This window comes from Nocardia kruczakiae NBRC 101016, assembly GCF_001612965.1.
GTDB classification, from domain to species: Bacteria; Actinomycetota; Actinomycetes; order Mycobacteriales; family Mycobacteriaceae; genus Nocardia; species Nocardia kruczakiae.
The window spans coordinates 1-24399 of sequence record NZ_BDBL01000005.1; the positions used below are offsets into that span (position 1 = coordinate 1).

Consider the following 24399-nt stretch of genomic DNA (forward strand, 5'->3'; position numbering starts at 1 on the left):
GACGGAGTGGTTCAGGGACGAGAGAATCACAGACGAGGTCAGCTAACAGACAGTGAACGCTCGGAGTTCATTTATTCAGATCGCGTTCACCGTGCGTGGACCGCCGTGCGGATGGCGGCTGAAACCCTCAGTGCGAGTGCTGGTTTCTCGCGAGTCGCATCGTGGAACGAATCGCGGCCCACCTGCTGTTTGTGGCTGTTATCACAAATTATCAGTGCTTGAAGGCGAATTCGAACCGCGAAATTTCGTGCCAGTAATCAGAAACCGTCGCCGGTGCGTAGTCCGCACGTCGCACCCGGTGCGATCGCGATCGGACCGGGCAGGGGCAAATCCAGGCGTTGCCGGACCGTTGTTACGGCCGGGTGGCCTGCGCTGTCTGGTGACTCGAGCGACAATGTGCCCATGGCCGTCCTCGACGAAACCACGACATGGCGTCGCTGACCCGCCCCGGCTCGCGGTCTCGTGAGCGCGACGAACGGCGTGACGCGGTGGAGCGGCGGGTGCTCGCGGCCGTGGATCGGCTGCTGGATACGGGCGTCACCTACACCGAACTGCCGGTGGCCCGGATCGCCGCCGAGGCCGATATCGCCCGCTCCACCTTCTACCGCTACTTTCCCGACAAGAGCCAACTGCTGATCCGGATGGCCGAGCTCGCGACCGACGATCAATTTCGCACGGCCGAACTGTGGTGGGCCGCGGATCACCTCGACGGAGAGGCCGGGGTGGTCACCGCGATGCGGCTGATGATCGCCGGAAGCCGGGCACACCACCGCGTGTTGCGTGCCCTCACCGAGGTGGCGGGCTACGACCGCGATGTGGGTCGCTATTGGCAGGAGCGGGTCCAGCGCTTCACCGAACTCGTCCGCCTGCGGCTGGATCGCGAACGCGCGGCCGGCCGGATTCCCGCCGATTTGGAGGTCGAGGCTACTGCCATCGCCCTGACCTGCATGGTCGAGCGTGCCATCGACTTCACTTTCGGTGCCGGACATCCGGTGGACGACGAGCAGCTGGCCCGAGCGCTGGGACGCGCGATCTGGCAGACGGTCTACGCCTCGTGAGCGACCTCGCGGCGCATCTGGAGCCGTTGCTGGGCATGCCGGTGGTGGCCGAGCACATCGTCGGCCACGGGCACGCCTGGACCCTGTATCGGGTGCGGCTCGCGGACGGCCGGGATGCCTTCGTGAAAAGCGCTGTGGGCGAAACGGGTTCGACCGCGGACCACGCCTTGACTGCCGAGGCCGCGGGTCTGCGCTGGTTGCGCGAGGCCGACGCCGCCGATCTGATCCCACAGGTCCTGGGCGCCGACGACCGCACTCTGGTCTTGCCGTGGTTGAACTCGGTAGCGCCCAGCTGCGAGGCCGCGGAACGGTTCGGCGCAGCGCTTGCCGACCTGCACGCCCACACCGTCGACCGGTACGGCGCCCCGTGGGAGGGTTGTATCGCCACCGTGCCGCAGGACAACGCGATGGTCGCGGGGGAGTGGGGGCCCTGGTATGCCCGGTATCGACTGCAGCCCCTGCTGCCCGCCGCCGCATCCGTGCTGGGCCGCAACGGTATTCGGCTCATCGAGCGGGTGATCGACGAGATCGGCGAGCTGGCCGGCCCGCCGGAACCGCCGAGCCGCATTCACGGCGACCTGTGGTCGGGCAACGTGCTGTGGACCGAGCGCGGGGTCATGCTCATCGATCCGGCCGCCCACGGTGGGCATCGCGAGACCGACCTGGCCATGTTGCGACTGTTCGGCGCTCCGCATCTCGGCCATGTTCTGGGGGCATACCGGGAGCGCTTCCCCCTCGCGCCCGGCGCGGAACAGCGGATCGCACTGCATCAGCTGTATCCATTGCTGGTGCATGTCGTGCTGTTCGGCGGGGGATACCGGGAGCAGACCGTCGCTGCCGCGAAAGAGGCTCTGTCCGGAAGGTGAAAGTGTCTGGGCGACAGACTGTTTCCTGATGGGAGCCGATGTGGTCGGCCAGGTGCCGAGCGGAGGGCGAAAGCAGCGAACATACCGATATGGAAGTATGCGAATCTGTGCATGTGTGGCCACCATGTCGCCGCAGAGCCACCGACCAACTCGCCGGGGCAAAAACAGCCATGACGGAGTGACTACGGTCGAGCAATGGAGTTGCGGAGGATTCACCACGCGGCGATCATCGCGTCGGACTATCAGCGATCGAAAACGTTCTATTCCGAGGTGCTCGGCCTGCGGGTGGTGGCGGAGCACTACCGAGCCGAACGTCGTTCGTGGAAGCTGGATCTCGCACTGCCGGACGGCGCCCAACTGGAGCTCTTCTCGTTCCCGGATCCGCCGCCCCGGCCGTCGCGGCCCGAGGCGTGCGGCCTGCGTCATCTCGCCTTCGCCGTCGAAGACGTCGCCGCGGCCCTGGCGGAGCTGCGGGGGAGGGGAGTGGTCGTGGAAGAGGTCCGCGTCGACGAATTCACCGGTCGCCGTTTCGCTTTCTTCTTCGACCCGGACGACTTGCCGCTGGAGTTGTACGAGGCCTGAATCCATTCCGGCCGTTCTCGCGGCCGGAGGCGCCGGCTCTCGGGGCCATATCGGGCGGTATGGGCAACAAAACCCAATATGCGATGGAGATATGCGCATCTAACTATGTGAGTCCGATCCCGCGCGCCGCAAACTTCCAGCTCGAACAGCGAAAACCAAAAGATGCAGACGACGAAGAAGGTCTCTTCATACGTCCGAGATGAGGGGTTGTCCGCCGGGTGAGGGCGGCTGCCATACGATGACCGGATGACCACAGTGTTGCTCAACACATCAGCCGGGGACATCACCCTCGAATTGGACGAGACGAAGGCGCCGCAAACGGTCGCGAACTTCGTGGACTACGTCAAGTCCGGCCACTACGACGGGACGATCTTCCACCGTGTGATTCCGGGTTTCATGGTGCAGGGCGGCGGTCTGACCGCCGATATGCAGCAGAAGCCGACGCCCAATCGGGTGCAGAATGAGGCCAAGAACGGGCTGCGCAACGACAAGTACACCGTCGCGATGGCGCGTACGGCGGATCCGCATTCGGCCAGTGCCCAGTTCTTCATCAACACGGCGAACAACGACTTCCTGAACTATCCGGGTCAGGACGGCTGGGGTTATGCGGTCTTCGGGCGGGTCGTCGACGGTAATGCCGTCGTGGATTCGATCGAGGGTGTCCGCACGGGCTCCAAGGCCGGCCACCAGGATGTGCCGGTCGAGCCGATCACGATCGTCTCGGCTCAGCTGGCCTGACCGGCAGGGCGCGCGCCCCGCATATCCGTCGATTCAGCGCCGCATTGGTAGCGGTGCCGATGGCGGGTGGTGCGGGGCCGCCGCCATTTGTGGGGTGGTCTCGTCAGACCAGGCGGTGGCCGCCTTCGACGTGGAGCACTTCGCCGGTGAGGAAGTCGTTGTCGAGGACGGCGTGGAAGGCGGCCGCGATATCGGCGGGACGGCCGATGCGGCCGGCGGGCAGTCGGGCGGCCATCGCGGTGAGGCGGGCGTGTTTGTCGGGGCCGGCGAAATCGTCCCAGATCGGGGTGTCGACCCAGCCGGGTGAGACGGCGTTGACCCGGATCGGCGCAAGTTCCAGCGCCAGCGCACGGACCATCCCTTCGAGGGCGGCGTTGGCGGTGGCGACGACCGAGCCGCCGGGAGCGGGACGGTAGGCCGCGATGCCGGAGGTGACGGTGATGGAGTTGGTCACCCGGCCCGCCGCGTATTTGGCCACCAGCCACGGCCCGAGCACCTTGATATCGAGGACCGTCCGCGCGTCGTGTGCGGGGAGTTCGGTGAGCGGGCCGTATCCGTGGCGCATGTCGGCGGCGGTGACGACGACGTGATCGACCGTGCCGAGAGTGTCGAAAAGTGCTGCGATGGAGGCTTCGTCGGCGATGTCGACGCGCTGTGAGCGGACCTGATCGGGATATCCGAGCTGTGCTGTCGCGGCGGTGAGGCGCTCGGTGTCGCGGGCGGCGATGGTGATTCGATGGCCGGCGGGCAGGAGCCGTTGGGCCAGGGCGAGTCCCATGCCGGAGCTGCCGCCGATGACGAGGGTGTGGGTGGTGTCGGTCATGGATCCACCGTGCGGCGCGGCGGGGGCGGTGGGGAGACCGGCTGTGGCCTGGTCCTGGCGGGGCTACCCCGGCGTGGCTGGGAAGCGGGCACACTGGATGAGTGAATGATCGTCGGGCCCTGGGAGAGTTCCTGCGTGCGCGCCGCGCGCGGGTGCAGCCGTCGCAGGTGGGTCTGCCGCCGGGGACGCGGCGGCGGCAGACGGCGGGTCTGCGCCGCGAGGAGGTGGCGGCGCTGGCGGGTCTGAGCGTGGACTATTACATCCGGCTGGAACAGGGCCGCGACCGCAATCCGAGCCCGGAGGTGTTGGCGGCGTTGGCGTCGGCGTTGCTGCTCGATGCCGACGAGGCGGCGCATCTGCACCGGGTGGCGCGACTGGCGGCGGCGCGGTCGGCCGCGGCGGCGGCGCCGGTGGAGCCGGCAGGCCGGGGGATGGTGTCACTGCTCGAATCGGTGCGGCCCACACCGGCTTTCGTGCTCGATCAGGTGAGCAATCTGCTGGCGGCCAATCCGGAGGGGTTGCGGTTGCTGTGGGGTATCGAGGAGTGGGAGCCGCTGCGGCGGAATCTGATTCGGTATGTGTTCACGCATCCGGCGGCGCGGACGGTGTTCGAGGATTGGACCGGGATGGCGCGCGATTGTGTGGCGCATCTGCGGGTGGTGCAGGGGGCGGGTTCGCATCCGGTGGAGCTGGCCGCGCTGACCGATGAATTGTGCGCCGCGACCGCGGATTTCGAGGCGCTGTGGGCGCATTACGATGTGCGGGCCAAGCGCGGTACGCGGCGGATGTTCCGGCATCCGGCGGTGGGCCGGATGGAGTTGACGTCGGAGATTCTGACCGCGGCGGACGGGCAGCGGTTCGTCGCGTTCCAGGCCGAGCCGGGCAGCCCGGACCGCGACGCGGTGACGCTGTTAGGGCTGGTGGGTGATGACGTACCAGAGCGCGGCGAGGGTGCCGAGCACGAACAGTGGTGAGATCAGCCAGGTTTCGACCTTGTTGCCGGTGCGGTCGATGATCGGGATCCTCGTGCGGATGTCCAGTGGCCAGAACAGCCGGCAGCCGCGGTCGGTGAGGCAGTCGCCGATGAGGTGGGCGAGGGCGCCGAGGCCGACGGAGAACGGCAGCCAGGCTGGTTTGTCGGAGATCCACTGGTCCATGGCGAAGGTGCCGGCGACGGCGAGTACGGCGATGGTGGCGTAGGAGCGCAGTCCTTCGCCGGGCGGGCAGAGATTCAGGGCGCGCACGGCGAGGGCGAGCAGGAAGAAGACCAGGCCGAGGGTGAACCAGCGGCCGATCCAGTGTTCGCCGGCCCAGGTGCCGTAGGCGACGGCCGCGACGAAGGCCAGGGAGTGGGTGGCGTGGCGGTGGCCGCCGGAGACGGTGGAGATGATCTTGCAGGCGGTGTGCGTGATCGGTCCGAGCGCATGCGAGATGGTGCCGCTGGGGTGGTCGGCGTCGGGCAGCAGGGCGGCGCCGGCGGTGAGGAAGGTTCCCATGAGCAGGTCGACGGTGCCGAGATGGCCGATCTGCGCGGCGGGGAAGGTGAGAGTCGAAAGTGGTAGCGCGGCAGCGGCTCCCGCCCACGCGAGCGCACCACTGGTCGCATGTGAATGTCCTAGCACCGCCTCGAGATTAGCCGATCTTGATCGGTGGTCTCGAGCCGGTCAGGAGTGGGGGTAGGGGTCGAGGATGCGGTCGAGGGCGTTGAGGTCGGATTCGAGTGCGTAGAAGGTGCGCAGGGTGATGAGGAAGGCGAAAAGTCCTCCGACGCAGAGGCCGACGATGGGGCCGATGACGGTCTGTTGTTGGTCGGGGGTGAGGAAGACCAGTCCGGCGGGGACGCCGATGAGTGGTACGCAGGCGGCGACGCCGAGGTAGATGCGGCTGCGGTGGACCATGCGTCGCAGCATGGCGGCGTCGGCGGGGGTGGTGGCGCCGGCGGCGACCAGACCCGGGTAGTACCAGCGCAGGACGAAGTAGGTGACGGGGAAGTAGGTGTAGACGACGGCGACGCAGGCGGCGACGAGGTTGCAGGCGATGAGGCTGGTGGTGATGCCGGCGGAGGCGTCGCCGAGGGTGTGCAGTTTGACGAGGAAGACGCCCAGTGCGGCAAGCCATCCCGCGAAGGTGGCCACGGCGATGCGGTCGCCGCAGGCGAGGGTGTCGGCGCGGGCGCGGGCGAGGGTGTCGGCGTCGAATTGTCTGCCGCGGCGTAATCCGTTGGGTATCACGAACACCGAGCGGCACCAGTACATGAGGGCGGCGATGGCGATCGGGTAGGCGATGGCGATCATGACGATGCCCAGGCGCACCATCTGGTGGGCGGCGTCGGGGCCGAGGGCGTCGCGGATGAGGCGCAGGTTGTGGGAGCCGAGGTAGAGCCCGGCGAGCAGGTGGCCGAGCAGGCTGGAGAGGGTGACCACGGGCATGGGACGCATGCGCAGGCGGGCGCGCAGGCTGTGGGTGGGCGGGTCGACGAGGTCGCGGGCGGCGCGGTCCTGGCTGAGGTCGAGTTGCTGGGCGAGGTCGGCGCCGGTGGCGTAGCGGTCGGCGGGGTCGGGCGACAGGCAGGTGAGCAGGGCGTGGCGCAGCAGGGCGGGGGTGTCGGGCGGGAGGTCGGCTTCGAAGCGGGCGGCGATGGGTGTGCGGCGCCGGTCGATCATGGCTTGCAGGGATTCTTCGGTGTCGCCGGTGTCGTGGCCGTCGTCGAAGGGGAGGCGGCCGGTGAGCAGTTCCCACAGCACGACGGCGAGGGCGTAGAGGTCGGTGCGGGTATCCAGATCCGCAGCGGTCGTGGCCAATTCGGGGTGGCAGGCCTCGAGTTGTTCGGGGGCCATGTAGGGCAGGGAGCCGCCGAAGTAGGCGACGGGGTTGGCGCCGGGCAGGTGGCGGCTGAAGCTGATGTTGAAGTCGGCGAGTTTGGGTTGGCCGTCGGCGGTGAGCAGTACGTTGGCGGGTTTGAGGTCGCGGTGCAGGATGCCGCGGCGGTTGGCGTAGTCGAGGGCGGCGGCGAGGCGGCTGCCGAGCCAGGCGACGGTTTCGGGCCAGCTGAGCCGGGCGAGTTCGGTGCGGGTGGGGGAGGGCTGGGGTTCGAGGACGCCGCCGGTGGTGGTGGCGGCGTCGATGGCTTCGAGCAGGAGTTTCCCGTTGCGCTCGGTGGGTGGGGTGCGGCGCAGCATGCGCAGGACGCCGAGCAGGGTGCCGCCGGGCACGTACTGCATGTACATGAGTTTGAGGTGCTGGTCGGTGATCTGGCGTTGGTCGAAGACGCGCACGATGTGGTCGTGGTCGAGTTGGGCCAGTGTTTGTGGTTCGCTGCCGCGGTCGTGGGAGATCTTGACGGCGACGAGGCGTCCCATGGAGCGTTGGCGGGCGAGGAAGACGCGGGCGAATGCGCCTTGGCCGAGGGGCAGCAGCAGGTCGAAGTCGTCGACGGTGGCGCCGGGGTTGATGGTGTCGAGTGCGTCGAGGGCGGTGGGGTCGGCGAGCACGGTGGTGCGCAGTCCGGGTGCCGAGGGGGGGAGATCCTCGAATCCTTCGGTGATGCGGGCCATCTGGATGGGGTAGTCCTGTTCGTATTCGTCGAGGTCGACGGCGTGGTGGTCGCGGCGGCTGCGGGCGTTGATCTCTTCGTAGACGAGGTCGGGTGGCAGGGGTGCGGCGGCGAGTTCGGGGAATTGTGCGCGGTAGTCGGCCAGGCGTGGTGCGTCGGTGTCACGTTGCCAGCGTTGGTGCAGGTCGACCTTGATGAGTTCGATGAGCGCGGAGCGGCGCAGCGCGGGTTCGGCGGGCAGGTGGGCCGACAGATCGGGTGGTTCGCCGGAGGTTTGCCATTGTTGGGCGAAGCGGGCGACGAGCGACGTCAGCGCGGTCTGCGTGGCGGTGGCGCGGTCGGCACCGGGGTCGGGTGCGGTTGCGCCGAGGTTGTCGGTCATCCCTCGCTCGCTTCGAAATCGGTGGTACCCGGGCCCGGACCCGAGAATAGGTGAATCCTCCCATGAATTCCGGGGAACGTTCCGATGCCGTTACGTTATACGGGATTTCGCGCGTACCGTGCGGTGCTGGGAAGCCGGTCGCCGGCGGCGGCGGAATATCGCGAGCGTCGGGCCGGCGGGTTCGGTGGCCGGGGCGGTGGCGAGGCCGTCTCGCGGGCGGGCCGGATGGCGCTGGGTTAGCTCGGGGGTTGTTCGCGGGTGCGGCGGATTGCGGTCGGGTGCTGGCATTAGCGGATTGAAGCGAGATAGGCTCCGGGGGATTGTCGAAGGAGCCGAGCGGCCGGATCGGTCGCTCTCGTCGAAAGGGGTCCGCCGTGTCGGTGCCGGCCGCGGTGAAATCCGAGATCCAGACCATCGGAGGCGCGTTCATGTTCTCCCGCGAGGCCAAGGCCTTCGGTGCCACCACCGGCGTGGACGGTTTCATCGGACCGTATACCCGCGGCCGCGGCGGCGTGCTCGGCGAGGTGGATGCCGATGTGGTGACCGCGGCGTTCGGGTTCTTCGAGCCGGAAACCGTTCGGGCGGCGTGGAATTCGGTGGCGATGGCGCCCGCGGAGGCAGCGGCCGGTTATCTGGCGGCGTGTCAGGGTTTCGGCCGCCGCAAACTTGCCGGTTTCGACGGCTGCGACCGGCTGGCCGAAATGCTTCGGGTGGTCGCCGATTCCGCCGATGTCGCAGGGGTGAGCCTGTTCGCGGGCTGGCGCGCGTTGCCGCTCGCCGACGATGCGGCGGGCCGGGTGCTGCAGTTGATCCACTGTCTGCGTGAGCTGCGCGGTGGCCTGCATCTGATCGCGGTGCGGGCGAGTGGGCTGTCGCCGTTCGAAGCGGTGCTGATCGGCGGTTCGCCGCGGGCCGACGGGCCCACGCAGGCGCGGCTGTTCGGGTGGGGTGAGCGGGTCGACGCCACCGAGGTGAGCGCCGAGATGCGGGAACGCTGGGATGCGGCCGAGGCTTTGACCGACGAGCTGATCGCCCCGGCCTTCGCGGGGCTGGACGACACTGCGGGCAAGGAGCTGGTCGAGTTGCTGCGGCAGGCCCAGGCCACGGTTTTCGCGCGGTAGTCGCTGTCATCGGTCCGCCATACTGACGTACCCTGTTGGTATGGCGGAGACGAAGAAGGTGACGATCTCGGTCCCCAAGGATGATGTGTCGACCTTGGAGCGCTGGAAGGCGTCGGGGCGGATCGACAATCTGTCCGCCTATGTATCGGCCGCGCTGCGGGACCGGATGGATCGCGATATCTCGCTGGATGCCATCGAGTCCAGTTTCGGTGGCGTGCCGCCGCTCGAGTTGGTGAATCAGGCCCGGCGTGTGCAGGGCCTGCCGCCGCTGTCGGCGGAGGATCTGGATCGGCGAAGCGCCGGCGCCGCGTGAGCCCGGCCGCACTGGGCGGCGTGGTGTTCGACACCGCCGCCGTGGTGGGCTGGACGCGGCGGCTGCCGTACGTGCACGCGGTGGCGTGGGCCACGGCCGAGGCCGGTCATACCATCGTGGTGCCCGCGGCGGTGGCGGCGGCGGGACAGGCGCTGATCCGGCCGGATCGGCTCGATATTCTCGCGGTGTTGCTGGAGCTGCCGCACACCGTGGTGACCGGACTGGACACCGGCGCGGCGTCCCGGGTCGCGGCGCTGCTGGCCGGGCGCTCGGATGCCGATGGTCTGGTGGCCGCCGGACACGCCGCCAGTGAGGCGGTCTCCCGCAATTGGCCGTGTTTGACCGCTCGGCCCGATATGTTGCGACGCATCGACCATCAGGTGCTGGTCGATCCGCTGCCCTGACCGACCGCGGCCGCGGCTGCCGTGCGACGACGAGGAGAGGACCGCGACCATGTCAACGGCCCTGAGCCCCCGGATTTCCCGGCTGCGCCAGCTGATCGACCATCCCGCCACCGGCGCTGCCGAGCGCGATGCCGCTCAGCGCATGCTCGACCGCATCCTGGCCAAGCATCCGCAGGCGGCGGGGCCGCGTGGTGATCGTGACTACGGTCCCCGCTATCACCGGGTGGGCCGGCATGCCACGTTGGCGAGTATCGCCGAGATGATCAGTCAGGACATCGCTTTCGCGAAGATCTTCAGCATGCCGCAGCATCGTGCGGAGCTCGCCGAACGGTCGCCGATCCGCGATGCTCCCATCGAGATCTCCTATTCGGTCGCGACGCCGTATGTCGGCAAGATCATCGTCACCATCGAGGGCGTGCCGCGGGAGTGGGGCTGGGTCAGTGACTGCGGTATCGACAACCCGAGTCCGGCGTTGCAGGAGCTGGCCGATGAGCTGGCCGAGATCATGAACGCCTACAACCACGACGGCAGCGATATCGGCAAACGCTTCTTCGCCTGTGTTCGGGTGCCCGAGCGGACCCTGATCTGGTGACCCGCTAGCCCGGTGCCCTGCCGGTGCCGGCTGCGAAAGGTGTTGCGGCGCTGCGCAATGCGTCGATGACAGCGGCGGCCGCGGGGGTGAGCGCGGCGGGCGGGCGGATCAGCGACAGGCGGCGCAGTTCGGTGGCGGCGCGGTCGTGGGTGCCGGTGAGCACGCGCAGCGTGATCACCTCCGGCGGCAGTACCGGGAACAGCCCGGAGGGGACGGTGGTGACGCCGCAGCCGGCGGCGACGAGGGCGAGTTTGGCGAGCCAGTCGCGGGCGCGGTGGGCGATGTGGGGGCGGCCGGGCAGGCCGGGCCACACTCCCAGCAGGGGTTCGGTGGTGGCGGCGGGGCTCGCGATCCAGGGGGCGTCGAGGAGTTCGTCGACGGTGACGGTGGCGCGGCCGGCGAAGCGGCCGGTGGCGGGGGCGGCGACGAGCAGTTCGACGTCGGTGAGTTGTTCGACGATCAGCCGCGGCAGGTCGGTGTCGGGTGGACGGTGCGGCGGGCGGGAGGTGATCACGGCGAGATCCAGGCTGCCGGCGCGGATCGCGCGGACCAGCGCCGGAGTGGTCCCCTCGCGGGTGGACACCTCCAGGCCGGGATGGGTACGTCGCAGCGCGGCCAGTGCGGTGGGCACCAGCACCACGCCCGCGCTGATGAGGCTGCCCAGCCGCACTCGCTGGGTGACGTCGTCGCCGTCGAGGTCGCGTCGTGCCGCATCCAGGGCGTCGAGGACGACGCGTGCGTGGCGCAGCAGGGTGAGTCCGGCGGGAGTGAGGTGGACGCCGGTGCGGTGGCGTTCGAACAGGGGTTTGCCGGCCTCGCGTTCGAGGGCGGCGGCTTGGCGGGAGATCCCGGATTGGGTGTAGCCGAGGGCGGTGGCCGCGGCGGTGAACGAGCCTCGTTCGGCGACCTCGGCCAGCACCCGCAGCCCGGCCGGTGACAGGTCCATGACAGTACGGCATACCAGATATGCCGGACTCTCGCTGGTGGCATGGCCGGATCGCGACCTACGTTGGCGGGGAAGTGAATTCGAAATCAGGAGGAGTGGGCGATGCGTGCGGCGATGTTGGAGCAGTTCGGGCGGCCGTTGACGGTGACGACCGTGCCCGATCCGGTGGCCGGCCCGGGTGAGGTGCTGGTGGATGTGCTGGCCACCTGTGTATTGCCTTATGCGGCAGAGGTTTTCGGTGGTGTGCGCAAGTACCCGCTGGAGCCGCCGGTGATTCCCGGGATGGGCGGGGTGGGCCGGGTGGTGTCCGCCGGTCCGGATGCGACCCGGCTGCGGCCGGGTGATCTGGTGTGGTGTGATCCGACGGTGCGTTCCCGCGACGACGCGCGCACGCCCGACATCACCCTGCAGGGCTGGAGTTCGCGCGGGGCGGGCGGGCTGCGGTTGTCGCGGTATTTCCATCACGGTTCGTTCGCGGAGCGGATGGTCGTGCCGACCGAGAACGCGGTGCCGCTCGGTGACGTCGATGCCGGGGAGGTGGCCCGGTGGGCGGCGCTGGCGGTGCCGCTGGTGCCGTACGGGGGTCTGCTGGCGGCGGATCTGCGCGCGGGGGAGACGTTGCTGGTGAGCGGGGCGACCGGCAATTTCGGGGGTGCGGCGGTGGCGGTGGGGCTGGCGATGGGTGCGAGCCGGGTGGTGGCTCCCGGTCGCAACCGCACGGCTCTTGCCCGGTTGCGGGACCTGTTCGGTGAGCGGGTTCGCCCGGTCGAGCTGACCGGTGACGAGGAGGTGGATCGGCAGGCGATGCAGGCGGCGGGCGGGGGCCCGGTGGATGTCGTGCTCGATATTCTGCCGCCTGCGGCGGATTCGCGGGTGGCGCGGACCGCGGCGATGACGGTGCGGGAGTTCGGTCGCGTGGTGCTCATGGGCGGGGTGGGGATGCTGGGCGGTCCCGATCTGGCGCTGCCGTATCCGTGGCTGATGCGCAACGGTGTCACGGTGCGCGGGCAGTGGATGTGCCCGCGCACCGCGGTCGGCGGGCTGATCGAATTGGTGCGGTGCGGGTTGCTGGATCTGTCGGGTGAGACGGTCACGACCTTCGGGCTGGCGGAGATCGCGGCGGCGGTCGAGCATGCCGCGGCCCATCCCGCGGCGTTCGATCGCACGGTGGTGTTGCCGCAGCGGCGGTCACCACTGCCGGAGTAGGTAATACGCGGGTATTATGGTGGCTGCGTGGAGTACGCATGGTGGATCGGAATCCACTCGTTCCTGGATCGTGCCGAGGTGGCGCCCTGGGAGGTGATGGAGGTGCTGTATTCGTCGCGGCGCTGGCCGCGCCCGGCCCGCACCCCGGAAGGGCTGCCCGTCACCACCGTATGGGGCCGCACCGATGCGGGCCGTCCGCTGGTGGTGATGCTGCGGATGCGGCCGTCGCCGGAGTCGGCCGGCACCTGGGAGATCGTGATGGCCGCGCAGATGCGCCCGCAGCAGCTCGAGGAATACACCGCATGGGAGGCGAACCGATGACCGACAAGCACATCTTCGAACCGAAGCCCGGCGCCGACCCGCAGGCGGTGGTGGACGCGCTGGTGTTCGACGACACCGCCGCCGCACCCGCGCTGCCGCCCACGGGCGAAGAGATCGAACGCGGCATGGTCACCACCTCCCTGAAACTGCCGAAGGATCTGCGCGACCGGATCCGGGAGGCGGCCGCCGAGCACTGCATCACCCCCTCGATGCTGATTCGCCAATACATCGAGATGGGGTTGCTCGCCGAACAACCCGGCCGCATGATCCCGCTCTCGGATGCGATCCGGGTGCTGAGCAGTCTGCGTCCCTCGGCCTGAGGCGCGGGCGGCGCCCGTCAGTGTTCGTGGGCGTCGAATTCGGTGGCGGCCCACAGGTCGTAGCCGTGACCGCCGGGCTCGGGCGGGCCGGGCACGATGCGGTGGGTGCGGGTGCCGTCGGGGCGGCGTTCGGCGCGCAGGAACAGATCGCCCGGGTGTGCCTCGGCGTGGCGGGTGCGGGCGTAGTCGTGGAGGTGGGTGACGAACACGACCTTCACCCCGGCCTCGGTGAGCGCGCGCAGCAGCGGTCCGGCGAGACGGCCGGCGTCGCGTTCGCCGGTGGAGGCGAACGCCTCGTTGCACAGCAGCATCCCGTGTGGCCCGATCCGGTCGATCACGGCGTTCATCCGGACCAGTTCGTCGGCGAGTTTTCCGTAGGATAGGGTGTGGTCCTCGTCGCCGACGAAGTGGGTGAACACCCCGTCGCGGACGTCGGCGGCGAATTCCTCGGCGAGGACGAACATCCCGGCCTGCATCATCAGCTGCGCGGCGCCGAGGCTGCGCAGGAACGTGGATTTGCCGCCGTTGTTGGCGCCGGTGACGATCAGCAGCGATCGCCCGTCGGCAGCGAGGTCGCTGCCCGCGACGGGCGCGGGGGTAGCGCCCAGGGCCAGGGTGATGTCGCGCAGCCCACGGCAGTGCAGCCGCGTCGTGCCGGGTGGGTGGGGATGCGGCAGGCAGTAGGGGATGGCGGCGCGGTCGAGGCGGTCTCGCAGGATCAGGCAGCCCAGGTAGAAGGCGGTCTCGTCACGTAAGCGCAGGAAGAAGGCATGCAACTCGTCGGCGGCTCCGGCGACCACGTCCGCGAGTTCGGCCAGCGCGTGATCCTCGAGCTGCATCACCGGATCGGACGTGAGATCACCGTCGGCGATCGCGTCGAAAACGTGTGCGCCGCGCGACAATCCGAATCGTGGCCGGCGCGGCGGCGGTGGCCGGTGGACCACCACATCGGTGATCTTGTTGCCGGCGCCCAGGCCTGCTTCGAATTCGACTCCGTGGTCGAAGCGCAGCACGCTCAGCTCGTCGTGCACCGCCTGCAGGTAGGTGTCGTCGAACTGTTTCGTGGTCGCGATCAGGTCGGTCCAGCCCGCGGCGGTGACGCGGTCGCCGTCGCGTTCGAGCAGGACGCGCAGTCGGCGCAGCAGTTCGAGCTGTTCGGTGAACGGTGGCAGCGCGAGCACCAGGGTGCCGTTGGCTCGCCGCCCGGTGGCGGATGTCCAGCGCCGCACCGCGGTCGCGGTGGCGGCGATGTCGTGGACGGCGCGCACGAGGTGCGGATTCGCGCAGCAGTCGGTGAGCACGGCGTGGCGGTGGGAGATCACCGCCGGATCGGCCGGGGCGGCGGCGATCACGGCCCGGACCGCGTCGGCTGTCGCCGGATCGCTGTCGGCGATCGCGTCGAACAGCGCGGACAGGCCCAGATCCTCGACGGCGGTCTCGCCGAGCGCGGTGGGTGCGGGTGTGGTGTCGCCGGGGTAGAGCAGCCGGACCCTCATCGCGCCAGCCTCGCGGTCACCGCGTCGTAGCCGAGTCCGTAGCGGTCGGCGAGTTCGGTGGCGTAGGCGTGGCCGTCGGCGCGGCGGCGCACGATGCGGTAGCTGCGGTGTGCGCGGTCGTCCGGGTCGGTCAGTGCCACCATCGACACCACCTCGGGTCCGGCTTCGGCGAGGTCGTCGAAGAAGCTCACCCACACGCCCCAGGCGCCGCGCCGCACGATGTGGGCCAGGACCTCGCCGGCGATGCGCACGCCGTCGTGGGTGGTGGTCGTGGAGAAACTCTCGTTGAGCACGATCAGGGTGTCCGCGCTCGCGGTCCGCAGAATCTCGCGCATCGACCGCAGCTCCGTCAGCAGCCTTCCGTCCGGGTCGCCGGCGTGTTCGGCGCGTTCGAAGTGGGTGTGGATGCGATCGGGCAACGGCAGCCGCGCCGTGTGCGCGGGGACCGGGCCGCCGAGCGCGGCGAAGTACACCAGTTGCCCGATCGTGCGCGCGAAGGTCGTTTTGCCGCCCTGGTTGGGGCCGGTCACCACCGCCAGCCGTTGCGGGCCGTCGAGCCGGAAGTCGTTGCACACCACAGTGTTCGGTGAGCGCATGGCGAGGGCGAGGTCGTAGGCGCGGTCGGCGTGGATCGGTCCGCCCGGTGCGGCGATCTCGGGCAGGCACACACTGCGCCCGGTTCCGGCGGCGCGGTGGGCGAAGCGGCGGTAGCGCAGATAGAACTGCATGCCTCGGTCGAAGTCGGCCACCTCGGGGGCGATGACATCACGATGGCGGGTGACGAAGTCGGCCAGTCGCGCGAACGGCGCCGGGTACCGGGCGGCGACCCGGTCGAGGATCTGTTCCTCGGTCTGGTTCATATCCGGCCACTCCGGTCGCGGGCGCGGGTCGTGGCGGTGGGGTGCGCCGAAGCGGGCGAGTAGTTCTGTCACGGCGGCGGTGTAGTCGGGGGCGGGGCGGGCGGCGCTCACCTCGAGGGTGCGGTCGACGATCCGCAGCCGGTACCGCACCTGGGCCAGCGCGGCCTGCACGGCGTCGACGTCGCCTGCCAGTGCGCGCAGATCCGGACTCGCGCAATAGGTGTCGAGGTAGGTGCGCCACCGCAGCAGGGCTCGCGATCGCAGTGGCAGTCGTGCGATCGTGGTGTGCAGCGCGGTCACCGCCGTCACGTAGTCGGCGGCGGCGTCGAGGTGCAGGCGGTGGCGCTGATGGGGGTGATGCAGCTCGCCCGCGACGCGCAGCCGGCGTCGCACCCGCCACATGGCGATCACGAAATCCTCTGCGGCGGAATAGGTTTCCTCGTCGTCGAGGTCGGTGAACACTTCCTGGCGGAATCGTATGGTGTCGGGGTCGCGGACCGGGCGGTGCAGCAGGGCGGCGAGGTCGTGGTCATCGGTCTCGCCGATGATGGCGGCGATCAGCGGTGCGATCTCCAGATCGGTCAGCGCGTCCGCGCCGACCTCGACGGACGCGACTTGCTCGGCCGGTACCGGCCACAACACGCTGACGATCTGCATTCCCCACCCACTTCCCACACCGCCCGGATCGGATGAACGACCCGGTAGGGGGCTTTTCGGTCAGGCTAGCCACATTACTTACCGGCCGTCAAGTAATCGCGACCGAACGAGGCGGGAGCGGGCCAATTTGTACAGCCAACTACACAGTTAGCTTAGTAAATGATACGGTGGAGTCATGTCCGGAAAGCCTGCGCCCACGGCTGCGGCGGTGGCGAGCGATCTGCGTGTCGCCGTCAGCCGGCTGCTGCGGCAGCTGCGTGCTCAGGCCGAGGGCAGCGACCTCACCAAATCCCAGAGCTCGGTCCTCATCCGCCTCGAACAGGGCGGGCCCGCCACGGCCACCCAGCTGGCCCACGCGGCGGGAATGCGCCCGCAATCGATGGCGAAAATCGTTCGCGCACTGGAAGATGCGGGTCTCATCGCGGGCACACCCGATCCGGCCGACGGCCGCAAAACCGTCCTGGACCTGACCGACGCCGCCCGCGACGAATTCCGCACCGGCCGCCGCGCGAAAGAGGACTGGCTCACCCGCGTCATCGAGGCCGAATTCACCGACGCCGAAGTTCGGCAACTCGCCGACGCGATCGATTTGCTCGACCGCATCGGCCGCGCCGGCTGACCGAGCGCCCACAACCGAAATCCGCGACCCGGCCACCGGGCCCGCGCGTCCCCGCGCGCGCCGCATCCGGTGTTTCGAAACTCGCACGCCACAAAGGAATTCGTCATGCCCGTCACCACCTTGGACCCGGCCACCGCTCTCATCGTGATCGATTTGCAGCAGGGCATCGTCGGGCGCCCGCTGGCACATCCGGTGGAACCGGTCATCGCGCGCGCGGCCACTCTCGCGCGAGCCTTCCGCGACCGTGACCTGCCGGTGGTGCTGGTCAACGTCGCCGGTACCCCGCCGGGGCGCACCGACGACGTGCTACACACATTGGCGGCGCGCTCGTGACAGCCGCCCCCGCCGATACCGCGCCCGCCCGCAGCGACCCGTTCACCGCCCGCTTCGTGGGGCCGCTGTTACTGGGTTCGACCCTCAACCCGATCAACACCTCCACCATCGCCACCGCCCTCGTGGGCATCGGCGTCGACTTCCACCGGGGCCCCGGCACCACCGCCGTGCTCATCTCGGTGCTGTACCTGTGCAGCGCCGTCGCCCAGCCCACCATGGGCAAACTCGCCACTCTGTTCGGGCCGCGGCGCGTATTCACCGGCGGGCTGATCATTCTGATCGCCGCCGGCGTGATCGGCGCCGCCGCGCCGGCTTTCGGATTCCTGGTGGTGTCGCGGGCGCTCATCGGAATCGGCACCTCGGCGGCGTTTCCCACCGCGATGGCGCTGGTGCGGCGGCGCGCCGACGACGCCGGGACGGGGGTGCCGGCGCGGGTGCTGGGTAATTTCTCGATCGCCGCGCAGGTGACCTCCGTGGTGGGGCTGCCGCTGGGTGGACTGCTGGCGGGGGTGTTCGGTTGGCGCGCAATCTTTTTCGTCAACATTCCGCTCGCTCTGGTCGCGCTGGTGGCGACGCTGACCGGTGTGCCGAAGGATGAGCCGCGCCGCCGCGATCAGGGGTCGCTGCCGGCCGCGATCGACATCGTCGGCATCGGCCTGTTCGGCGGTGCGGTGATCGGCATGCTGAGGTTTCTGTCGGATCTGCGCTCACCGCTGTGGTGGCTGTTGCCGGTGACGCTGGGGCTGGCCGCCGCGCTGGTGGCGTGGGAGTGGCGGGCCCGCAGCCCGCTCATCGATGTGCGGATGCTGACCCGCAACGGCGGGCTGCTGCGCACCTATCTGCGGCAGGCGGTGGTGTCGCTGGGCACCTACACCGCCCTCTACGGGACCAGCCAATGGATGGAACAGGCCGCGCACTACAGCGCCTCCCAGGTGGGGTTGATCCTGCTGCCGCTCTCGGCGATCAGCATCGTCATCGCGCGCCTGGTGTCCGATCGCGGCTGGGTGCGTGTGCCGCTGGCCGCCAGCGGTGCGGCGTTGATCGCGACCGGTCTGGTGATGGTCGTGATCACCCACGACTCGCCGGTGATCGTGCTGATCGCGATGTCGCTGCTGTTCGGAGTGGCCAGCGGCGCCAGCGGGTTCGCCAACCAGGCCGCGCTGTACGTGCAGGCGCCGGCGCGGCAGGTCGCGGTGGCGTCGGGGCTGTATCGCACCTTCGCCTATATGGGGGCGATCTTCTCCTCCAGCCTGATCGCGCTGAGCTTCGGTTCGGCCACCACCGACGCGGGATTGCACGCCATCGCGTGGGTGATCGTCGGCCTCGGTGTCGCCGTCGCGCTGATGACGTTGCTGGACACCACGATTCCGGTCCGCACCGGCCGAGGGGCGGCGCGGTGACTCAGCTGTAGGTGGCGGTCAGTTCGGTGACCCGCTGCTGGGGCCACGGGCATCGGATCTCGCCCTGGGTGGCGGCGAAGAACAGTTCGAACTGCACCTGCCAGGCGGCCAGCAATGCGGCGCGGTGCGCGGCGAGGCGGTGGGGCAGGGTGTGGGTGAAGTCGACGCGGGTGCCCAGTCGTGGATCGGCGACGATCTCCCACCGCGCCCGTCCCGCCGGCTGCCCGGCCACCGACACCTCGTATTCCAGCAGCCGCGGCGCATCGCATGCGGTGACCGGTCCCGGTTCGATCTGCGGGTTGGTCGCGCGCGCCGGTGGCATCGCACCGACGCGCGGCGACTGGTCCTCGGCCAGGATCGCCCAGATCGTGTCCGCGGGCCGCCACACCAGATCACGCGAAAACCGCAGCACCACATCGGATTCGGGATCCGCGCCCGGTTCGGCGCTGCCGCGGGCCAGCCCGAACTTCTCGATGTAGGCTTCGGCTCGCGCCAGCCATCCGGTCGCCGGGTCCTCGCTCACCGCGGTCTCGTCGAGGGCGGCGTCCAGGTTCGTCAGGCAGCCGTCCCATCCGGCGGCGGTGCGGGCGGCGCCCAGGCGGCCGGTCGGGCCGTCGCCGAGCGCGTGGGTGAACACCAGCCGGCAGCCGTCGCCGTCGGCGATCAGTTCGAATCGCAGCACGTCGCGGTTCCAGCGGAACATGAACACCTTCGGCGGATCGACCTCGAGGACTTCTCCGTCCCAGGTGCCGTCGACGGGCGCTTCGTCGTCGAAGACGAACCGCATCGGCGCGCCGGGGCGCAGTTCGGTCTGCACGGCGGCGGGAAACCACGCCGTCATCTGCTGCGGATCGCTGATGGCCCGCCACACGCGTTCGCGGGGGTGGGCGAAGCGGCGCTCGAATCGCAATGTCGGGGTGCCGTCGATCGTGGTCAGTTCGGCGGACGGGTCACTCATTGTCATCACTCCTCGCGGTCTCGGCATCGGTGGGTGTGGTGTTGTCGTCGGCGGCGGCCAGGACGTCGAGGTGGCGGGTGAGCGCGTCGAGGCTGGTGTCCCACAGCTGCCGGTAGGGGCCAGCCACAGGTCGATCTCGGTGAGCGGCTGTTCACATGCGCAGCGGCAGGCCGGCGCGGATGCGCTCCATGCGGTCCTCGTGCACGACGTGCGCGCGGGCGAGCAGGGTGGTCAGGTCGTCGGCGCGGAAGCGGTGCACATATTTGCCCGGCAGGGCGGCCATCGCTCGTTCCGAGTCCAGCATGCGCGCATAGGTGCGTTCGCGGACGGCCTGGTCGGCCTCATAACCCAAATCGAGGTAGCGGGTGGCGTAGCGGCGCGCTCCGGCGACGGCGGTCTGCGCGCGCCCGGCCGGGCTCCACAGCGAAACCATGACCGTCACAACGAGAATCGCGACGATCACCACCAGCGACCACCCGGTGGGGATCTCGGCCACCGGCACCGGGTCGCCGTCGTTGACGAACGGCACACTGTTGTGATGCAGGGCGTGCAGGATCAGCTTCACGCCGATGAAGCCGAGCACGGCGGCCAGCCCGAAACCGAGGTAGATCAGCCGGTCCAGCAGCCCCTCGAGCAGGAAGAACAGCTGCCGCAAACCCAGCAGCGAGAACGCCGTGGCGGTGAACACCAGGAACACGTTCTGGGTCAGGCCGAAGATCGCGGGAATCGAGTCGAGGGCGAACAGCACGTCGGTGCCGCCGATCGCGATCATCGCCGACATCATCGGGGTCAACCGGCGTCGCCCGTCGACGATCGTGGTCATCGCGTCACCGTCGTAGAAGTCGGTGGTGCGCAACAGTTTCCGGGTCGCGCGCACCACGAGCCCGTCACCGGAGTGGGTGTCCTCGCTCTCGGGACGCAGCATGTTTCCCGCGGTCACCAGAAGCACTCCGCCGAACAGATAGAACACCCACGCGAAACGGTTGATCAGCGTCGCCCCGAGGAAGATGAACCCGGTGCGCGCCACCAGCGAGATCACGATCCCCACCAGCAGCACCTTCTGCTGGGCGGCCGCGGGCACCCGGAAGGCGGTGAAGATCACCAGGAAGACGAACAGGTTGTCCACCGACAACGCCTTCTCGGTGATGTAACCGGCGAAGTATTCGACCCCCATCTCCGATCCGCCCAGCCCCCACACCACGAACCCGAACGCCACCGCCACCCCGATGTAGGCCGCCGACCACACCGCCGACTCGCGCAGGGTCGGCGAATGCGCGCCGCGCACGTGGAAGACGAAGTCGAACACCAGCAGCACGACGATCAGCGCCAGCGCACCGGCCCATGCCAGCAGCGGAACGGTCACGGTGGCCTCCTGTGCCCGAGGGGTCTCGGGTGACTGTAGCGTCCGCGCCGGCGCACTCGCGGCGATCGACATGCTCCCCCGCACGTGCGGATGCCCCGCGCACCGGCGGTGGTGTGCGGGGCATCCGGGCGTTACGGGATCAGGCCAGGTCGAACCGGTCGGCGTTCATCACCTTGTTCCAGGCGGCGATGAAGTCGTCGACGAACGTGGCTTTGGCGTCGTCGGCGGCATACACCTCGGCCAGCGCCCGCAGTTGCGAGTTCGAGCCGAACACCAGATCGACGCGGCTGCCGGTCCAGCGCTGTTCGCCGGTGGCGCGGTCGGTGCCGATGTAGGTGCCGTCGTCGGCGGGCGACGGCTTCCACTCGGTGCTCATGTCGAGCAGGTTGACGAAGAAGTCGTTGCTCAGCACACCGGGATTGTCGGTGAGCACACCCAGCGGCGACTGTTTGTGGTTGGCGCCGAGTACGCGCAGACCGCCCACGAGCACGGTCATCTCCGGCGCGGTCAGCCGCAGCAGGTTCGCCTTGTCGACCAGCAGATACTCCGCCGGCAGGCGGGTGCCCTTGCCGAGGTAGTTGCGGAAACCGTCGGCCTTGGGCTCGAGTGCGGAGAACGACTCCACGTCGGTCTGTTCCTGAGTGGCGTCGCTGCGGCCGGGGGTGAACGGGACGGTCGCCCCGAAACCGGCGTCGCGGGCGGCCTTCTCGATCGCCGCGACACCGCCGAGCACCACCACGTCGGCGAACGAGACGCGCACGCTGCCGGTCTGTTCGGTGTTGAACGCCTCCTGGATCGCTTCCAGGGTGCGGATCACCTGGGCCAGTTCGTCGGGATCGTTGACCTCCCAGCCGTTCTGCGGTTGCAGCCGCAACCGGCCGCCGTTGGCGCCGCCGCGTTTGTCGCTGCCGCGGAACGAGGCCGCCGCCGCCCACGCCGTGGACACCAGCTGCGCCACCGTCAGGCCCGATTCCAGGATGCGCGCCTTGAGGGTGGTGATCTCGGCGTCACCGATCAGGTCGTGATCGACGGCCGGGATCGGGTCCTGCCACAGCAGGGTCTCCTCGGGCACCAGCGGACCCAGATACCGGGCTTTGGGTCCCATGTCGCGGTGGATCAGCTTGTACCAGGCCTTGGCGAACTCCTGCGCCAGTTCCTCGGGATGGTCGAGCCAGCGCCGCGTGATCGGCCCGTAGATGGGGTCCAGGCGCAGCGACAGGTCGGTGGTCAGCATCGCGGGGGCCTGCGTCTTGGACGGGTCGTGGGCGTCGGGCACCGTGCCCGCGCCGGCGCCGTCCTTGGGCACCCACTGCCACGCCCCGGCGGGGCTCTTTGTCTGCTCCCATTCGTAGCCGTAGAGGGTTTCGAGGAAGCTGTTGTCCCACTGGGTCGGGGTCGGGGTCCACGTCACCTCGATACCGCTGGTGATCGCGTCCTTGCCGACACCGGTGCCGAACGAGCTCTTCCAGCCCAGGCCCAGTTGTTCCAGCGGCGCGGCCTCGGGTTCGGGGCCGACGAGGTCGGCGGGACCGGCGCCGTGGGTCTTGCCGAAGGTGTGCCCGCCGACGATCAGCGCCGCGGTCTCCACGTCGTTCATCGCCATCCGGTGGAATGTCTCGCGGATGTCGATCGCGGCGGCCAGCGGATCCGGATTGCCGTTGGGCCCTTCGGGATTGACGTAGATCAGGCCCATCTGCACGGCCGCGAGCGGGTTCTCCAGATCGCGCTGCCCGGAGTAGCGGTCGTCGCCGAGCCATTCCAGCTCCGGACCCCAGTACACCTCCTCGGGCTCCCACTCGTCGACGCGGCCGCCGCCGAAGCCGAAGGTCTGGAAACCCATGTGCTCGAGGGCGACGTTGCCGGTGTAGACGATCAGGTCGGCCCACGACAGTTTGCGGCCGTACTTCTGTTTCACCGGCCACAGCAGCCGCCGCGCCTTGTCGAGGCTGGCGTTGTCGGGCCAGCTGTTGAGCGGGGCGAAGCGCTGCATACCGGATCCGGCGCCGCCGCGGCCGTCCTCGATGCGGTAGGTGCCGGCCGCATGCCAGGCCATGCGGATGAACAGGGGACCGTAGTGGCCGAAGTCGGCCGGCCACCAGTCCTGCGAGGTCGTCATCACCTCGATGATGTCGGCCTTGACCGCCGCCAGATCCAGGGTGGCGAATTCGGCGGCATAGTCGTAGTCCGCGCCGAACGGGTGAATTTCGGCCGGATTGTGTTGCAGCACTTTGAGGTTGAGTTGTTCCGGCCACCAGTCGCGGTTGCCGCCACCTTCGACCGGTCGCTTCATGCGGCCGACGACGGGGCATCCGCTCTCGGGCGGTTCGGTATTGGCCTCGGCGATAGGTGGATGTTCCTCAGGCACGGTAATTCCTTTCCGAGAGAGTGAAACGGGCTGTGATCACGGGTTCGATCGAGACGTCGGCAGGGAACAGGAGGGGCACAGCCCCCAGTAGATGACCTCGGCCTCGTCGAGGACGAAGCCGTTGTCGTCGGCGGCGGTCAGGCACGGTGCGTCGCCGACCGCGCAGTCGACGTCGGCGATGACGCCGCAGGAGCGGCACACCAGATGGTGGTGGTTGTCGCCGACGCGGGTCTCGTAGCGCGCGACCGATCCCATCGGCTGGATCCGGCGCAGCAGACCGGCCTCGGTCAGCGCCCGCAGCACGTCGTAGACGGCCTGATGCGAGACCGTGCCGAGGGTGCCGCGGACCAGGCCGAGGATGGTGTCGGTGTCGGAGTGCGGGTGGTCGGCCACAGCGGTCAGCACCGCGATCCGCGGGGCTGTCACCCGCAGCGCGGCCCGGCGCAGCATGCGCTCGAAATCCGCCGTAGTGGACACGGTCCGAAGTATGACTCATTCAAGTAACCGGTGGTGCGGATTCGAGAACCCAGTTTCCGGCCATCTGCCCTGCGGCCGGAACCGGCGGGTCGCACCCGCGCACTCGGCGGGCGGGACCGGGCCCCGAGCGAGCCGGACGGGCGGGCGACGGTGCGGCGATCTGTGTCCGTCACCCCCGAATCTGTGATTGTTGTGATTTCTGTGGTTACTGATGCCGGTGACCACACCGAAATTCGAACCTCGTCGGGGCTCGATTTCATAACGACCGTCACGGAAACCGCGGACCGCGACCCGGAGCGTCCCGTACTTCCTGCATCCGACCGGGTGAAAGTCCGACTATCTGGTACCGGGGAAACGTCGCAGTTATCAAAAAATTACTTTTTATCCGGGCGTGTCCCGCCACCGAATCTACCTACGACACATGCCGTGAGGTGCTTCACGTGCCAGAAGGTGATCCGGTGAACGCGATGAATACCAACGATGTGGGTAACCCGCCCGCTCCGCCCGGCCCGGACACGGGCCACACCGCCGCGCACGAGATATGCGGCAGGCACGGCGGCGGTGACGGCTCCGAACCCCGGTGTGGCGTCGAACACAAACGCGGCCACTGACCTGGCCCGACGGTCCACGGAGGCGGTCGGCGCGG

Annotated in this window: 26 protein-coding genes; 15 read left to right on the top strand and 11 right to left on the bottom strand. The window is 69.1% G+C overall.

What is annotated here, in order from left to right; all coding sequences use genetic code 11:
* Window positions 1–428: 428 nt before the first annotated feature.
* From NK1_RS04655 to NK1_RS04670, 4 genes are all read left to right on the top strand, one after another.
* Window positions 429–1058 carry a TetR/AcrR family transcriptional regulator gene (locus NK1_RS04655; RefSeq protein ID WP_063007341.1) on the top strand — a complete coding sequence of 210 codons (630 nt, stop codon included), beginning with the start codon at window positions 429–431 and terminating at the stop codon, window positions 1056–1058.
* Window positions 1055–1924 (top strand): fructosamine kinase family protein, encoded by an 870-nt coding sequence (locus NK1_RS04660; protein ID WP_245660347.1) that lies wholly within the window; start codon window positions 1055–1057, stop codon window positions 1922–1924. Before NK1_RS04655 ends, NK1_RS04660 begins: the two co-directional genes overlap by 4 nt.
* A gap of 195 nt (window positions 1925–2119) precedes the next feature.
* Complete coding sequence (gene gloA2, locus NK1_RS04665) at window positions 2120–2506, top strand: SMU1112c/YaeR family gloxylase I-like metalloprotein (protein ID WP_063007342.1); 387 nt, start codon at window positions 2120–2122, stop codon at window positions 2504–2506.
* Between the two features lie 246 nt (window positions 2507–2752).
* Window positions 2753–3244, top strand: coding sequence for a peptidylprolyl isomerase (locus NK1_RS04670; protein WP_063007343.1), 492 nt, complete (start codon window positions 2753–2755; stop codon window positions 3242–3244).
* Window positions 3245–3347: 103 nt separating this feature from the next.
* Here the strand turns inward: NK1_RS04670 and NK1_RS04675 are convergent, their stop codons facing one another.
* Window positions 3348–4067, bottom strand: a complete 720-nt coding sequence (locus tag NK1_RS04675; RefSeq protein ID WP_063007344.1) for an SDR family oxidoreductase — start codon at window positions 4065–4067, stop codon at window positions 3348–3350.
* A gap of 101 nt (window positions 4068–4168) precedes the next feature.
* On the opposite strand from NK1_RS04675, the gene NK1_RS35990 reads away from it, so the two are divergent.
* A complete protein-coding gene (locus tag NK1_RS35990) occupies window positions 4169–5041 on the top strand; it encodes a helix-turn-helix domain-containing protein (protein WP_063007345.1) in 873 nt (290 codons plus the stop codon).
* Here NK1_RS35990 and NK1_RS04685 read toward each other — a convergent pair.
* The gene (locus tag NK1_RS04685; RefSeq protein WP_063007346.1) at window positions 4979–5689 is read right to left on the bottom strand and encodes a metal-dependent hydrolase; all 711 of its coding nucleotides are present in this window, start codon (window positions 5687–5689) and stop codon (window positions 4979–4981) included. The genes NK1_RS35990 and NK1_RS04685 overlap by 63 nt on opposite strands.
* A 42-nt stretch (window positions 5690–5731) precedes the next feature.
* Window positions 5732–8002 carry a serine/threonine-protein kinase gene (locus tag NK1_RS04690; RefSeq protein ID WP_063007347.1) on the bottom strand — a complete coding sequence of 757 codons (2271 nt, stop codon included), beginning with the start codon at window positions 8000–8002 and terminating at the stop codon, window positions 5732–5734.
* A gap of 374 nt (window positions 8003–8376) precedes the next feature.
* On the opposite strand from NK1_RS04690, the gene NK1_RS04695 reads away from it, so the two are divergent.
* From NK1_RS04695 to NK1_RS04710, 4 genes are read left to right on the top strand one after another with little or no spacing between them, the layout of a single operon-like run.
* Window positions 8377–9123 (top strand): SCO6745 family protein, encoded by a 747-nt coding sequence (locus tag NK1_RS04695; RefSeq protein ID WP_063007348.1) that lies wholly within the window; start codon window positions 8377–8379, stop codon window positions 9121–9123.
* Between the two features lie 40 nt (window positions 9124–9163).
* Window positions 9164–9436, top strand: coding sequence for a hypothetical protein (locus tag NK1_RS04700; RefSeq protein WP_030516981.1), 273 nt, complete (start codon window positions 9164–9166; stop codon window positions 9434–9436).
* The gene (locus NK1_RS04705; RefSeq protein ID WP_036508401.1) at window positions 9433–9840 is read left to right on the top strand and encodes a hypothetical protein; all 408 of its coding nucleotides are present in this window, start codon (window positions 9433–9435) and stop codon (window positions 9838–9840) included. The genes NK1_RS04700 and NK1_RS04705 overlap by 4 nt, the downstream gene beginning before the upstream one ends.
* A 49-nt stretch (window positions 9841–9889) precedes the next feature.
* Window positions 9890–10432 carry a hypothetical protein gene (locus NK1_RS04710; RefSeq protein WP_036508398.1) on the top strand — a complete coding sequence of 181 codons (543 nt, stop codon included), beginning with the start codon at window positions 9890–9892 and terminating at the stop codon, window positions 10430–10432.
* A gap of 4 nt (window positions 10433–10436) precedes the next feature.
* Here the strand turns inward: NK1_RS04710 and NK1_RS04715 are convergent, their stop codons facing one another.
* Window positions 10437–11378: a LysR family transcriptional regulator gene (locus NK1_RS04715; protein ID WP_063007349.1), complete on the bottom strand. Its 942-nt coding sequence runs from the start codon at window positions 11376–11378 to the stop codon at window positions 10437–10439.
* Window positions 11379–11480: 102 nt separating this feature from the next.
* Between NK1_RS04715 and NK1_RS04720 the strand changes: the two genes are divergently transcribed.
* Genes NK1_RS04720 through NK1_RS04730 form a run of 3 tightly spaced genes read left to right on the top strand, consistent with a single transcriptional unit; the run spans window position 11481 to window position 13225 of the window.
* Window positions 11481–12584, top strand: a complete 1104-nt coding sequence (locus tag NK1_RS04720; protein ID WP_063007350.1) for a quinone oxidoreductase family protein — start codon at window positions 11481–11483, stop codon at window positions 12582–12584.
* Window positions 12585–12611: 27 nt separating this feature from the next.
* The gene (locus NK1_RS04725) at window positions 12612–12905 is read left to right on the top strand and encodes a hypothetical protein (protein WP_051025322.1); all 294 of its coding nucleotides are present in this window, start codon (window positions 12612–12614) and stop codon (window positions 12903–12905) included.
* Entirely contained in the window at window positions 12902–13225 is a 324-nt protein-coding gene (locus tag NK1_RS04730; protein WP_143860283.1) for a ribbon-helix-helix domain-containing protein, read from the top strand. The genes NK1_RS04725 and NK1_RS04730 overlap by 4 nt, the downstream gene beginning before the upstream one ends.
* 17 nt (window positions 13226–13242) lie before the next feature.
* Here the strand turns inward: NK1_RS04730 and NK1_RS04735 are convergent, their stop codons facing one another.
* Window positions 13243–14721, bottom strand: a complete 1479-nt coding sequence (locus NK1_RS04735; protein WP_063007351.1) for a MutS-related protein — start codon at window positions 14719–14721, stop codon at window positions 13243–13245.
* A complete protein-coding gene (locus NK1_RS04740) occupies window positions 14718–16238 on the bottom strand; it encodes a MutS-related protein (protein ID WP_063007352.1) in 1521 nt (506 codons plus the stop codon). Before NK1_RS04740 ends, NK1_RS04735 begins: the two co-directional genes overlap by 4 nt.
* A gap of 175 nt (window positions 16239–16413) precedes the next feature.
* On the opposite strand from NK1_RS04740, the gene NK1_RS04745 reads away from it, so the two are divergent.
* From NK1_RS04745 to NK1_RS04755, 3 genes are all read left to right on the top strand, one after another.
* Window positions 16414–16857, top strand: coding sequence for a MarR family winged helix-turn-helix transcriptional regulator (locus tag NK1_RS04745; RefSeq protein WP_063007353.1), 444 nt, complete (start codon window positions 16414–16416; stop codon window positions 16855–16857).
* 105 nt (window positions 16858–16962) lie between these two features.
* A complete protein-coding gene (locus NK1_RS04750; RefSeq protein ID WP_063007354.1) occupies window positions 16963–17190 on the top strand; it encodes an isochorismatase family protein in 228 nt (75 codons plus the stop codon).
* Window positions 17187–18590: an MFS transporter gene (locus tag NK1_RS04755; protein WP_063007355.1), complete on the top strand. Its 1404-nt coding sequence runs from the start codon at window positions 17187–17189 to the stop codon at window positions 18588–18590. Before NK1_RS04750 ends, NK1_RS04755 begins: the two co-directional genes overlap by 4 nt.
* A 1-nt stretch (window position 18591) precedes the next feature.
* On the opposite strand, the gene NK1_RS04760 is transcribed toward NK1_RS04755, so the two are convergent.
* From NK1_RS04760 to NK1_RS04775, 5 genes are all read right to left on the bottom strand, one after another.
* Window positions 18592–19548, bottom strand: a complete 957-nt coding sequence (locus NK1_RS04760; protein WP_063007356.1) for an SRPBCC family protein — start codon at window positions 19546–19548, stop codon at window positions 18592–18594.
* Window positions 19541–19675, bottom strand: a complete 135-nt coding sequence (locus tag NK1_RS35995) for a hypothetical protein (protein WP_281189070.1) — start codon at window positions 19673–19675, stop codon at window positions 19541–19543. The genes NK1_RS04760 and NK1_RS35995 overlap by 8 nt, the downstream gene beginning before the upstream one ends.
* 24 nt (window positions 19676–19699) lie before the next feature.
* On the bottom strand, window positions 19700–20911 hold the full coding sequence (locus NK1_RS04765) for a TerC/Alx family metal homeostasis membrane protein (protein ID WP_063007523.1): 1212 nt from the start codon (window positions 20909–20911) through the stop codon (window positions 19700–19702).
* A gap of 139 nt (window positions 20912–21050) precedes the next feature.
* Window positions 21051–23276: a catalase/peroxidase HPI gene (katG, locus tag NK1_RS04770; RefSeq protein WP_063007357.1), complete on the bottom strand. Its 2226-nt coding sequence runs from the start codon at window positions 23274–23276 to the stop codon at window positions 21051–21053.
* A 36-nt stretch (window positions 23277–23312) separates the two neighbouring features.
* Window positions 23313–23726, bottom strand: a complete 414-nt coding sequence (locus NK1_RS04775; RefSeq protein WP_063007358.1) for a Fur family transcriptional regulator — start codon at window positions 23724–23726, stop codon at window positions 23313–23315.
* Window positions 23727–24399: the final 673 nt, after the last annotated feature.

Bases quoted from the DNA above. Each gene is read 5' to 3' on its own strand.
- NK1_RS04655 (WP_063007341.1), top strand. From the start codon at position 429: ATGGCGTCGCTGACCCGCCCCGGCTCGCGGTCTCGTGAGCGCGACGAA.
- gloA2 (WP_063007342.1), top strand. From the start codon at position 2,120: ATGGAGTTGCGGAGGATTCACCACGCGGCGATCATCGCGTCGGACTAT.
- NK1_RS04670 (WP_063007343.1), top strand. From the start codon at position 2,753: ATGACCACAGTGTTGCTCAACACATCAGCCGGGGACATCACCCTCGAA.
- NK1_RS04675 (WP_063007344.1), bottom strand. From the start codon at position 4,067: ATGACCGACACCACCCACACCCTCGTCATCGGCGGCAGCTCCGGCATG.
- NK1_RS04690 (WP_063007347.1), bottom strand. From the start codon at position 8,002: ATGACCGACAACCTCGGCGCAACCGCACCCGACCCCGGTGCCGACCGC.
- NK1_RS04700 (WP_030516981.1), top strand. From the start codon at position 9,164: ATGGCGGAGACGAAGAAGGTGACGATCTCGGTCCCCAAGGATGATGTG.
- NK1_RS04710 (WP_036508398.1), top strand. From the start codon at position 9,890: ATGTCAACGGCCCTGAGCCCCCGGATTTCCCGGCTGCGCCAGCTGATC.
- NK1_RS04715 (WP_063007349.1), bottom strand. From the start codon at position 11,378: ATGGACCTGTCACCGGCCGGGCTGCGGGTGCTGGCCGAGGTCGCCGAA.
- NK1_RS04720 (WP_063007350.1), top strand. From the start codon at position 11,481: ATGCGTGCGGCGATGTTGGAGCAGTTCGGGCGGCCGTTGACGGTGACG.
- NK1_RS04730 (WP_143860283.1), top strand. From the start codon at position 12,902: ATGACCGACAAGCACATCTTCGAACCGAAGCCCGGCGCCGACCCGCAG.
- NK1_RS04735 (WP_063007351.1), bottom strand. From the start codon at position 14,721: ATGAGGGTCCGGCTGCTCTACCCCGGCGACACCACACCCGCACCCACC.
- NK1_RS04740 (WP_063007352.1), bottom strand. From the start codon at position 16,238: ATGCAGATCGTCAGCGTGTTGTGGCCGGTACCGGCCGAGCAAGTCGCG.
- NK1_RS04745 (WP_063007353.1), top strand. From the start codon at position 16,414: ATGTCCGGAAAGCCTGCGCCCACGGCTGCGGCGGTGGCGAGCGATCTG.
- NK1_RS04750 (WP_063007354.1), top strand. From the start codon at position 16,963: ATGCCCGTCACCACCTTGGACCCGGCCACCGCTCTCATCGTGATCGAT.
- NK1_RS04760 (WP_063007356.1), bottom strand. From the start codon at position 19,548: ATGAGTGACCCGTCCGCCGAACTGACCACGATCGACGGCACCCCGACA.
- NK1_RS04775 (WP_063007358.1), bottom strand. From the start codon at position 23,726: ATGCTGCGCCGGGCCGCGCTGCGGGTGACAGCCCCGCGGATCGCGGTG.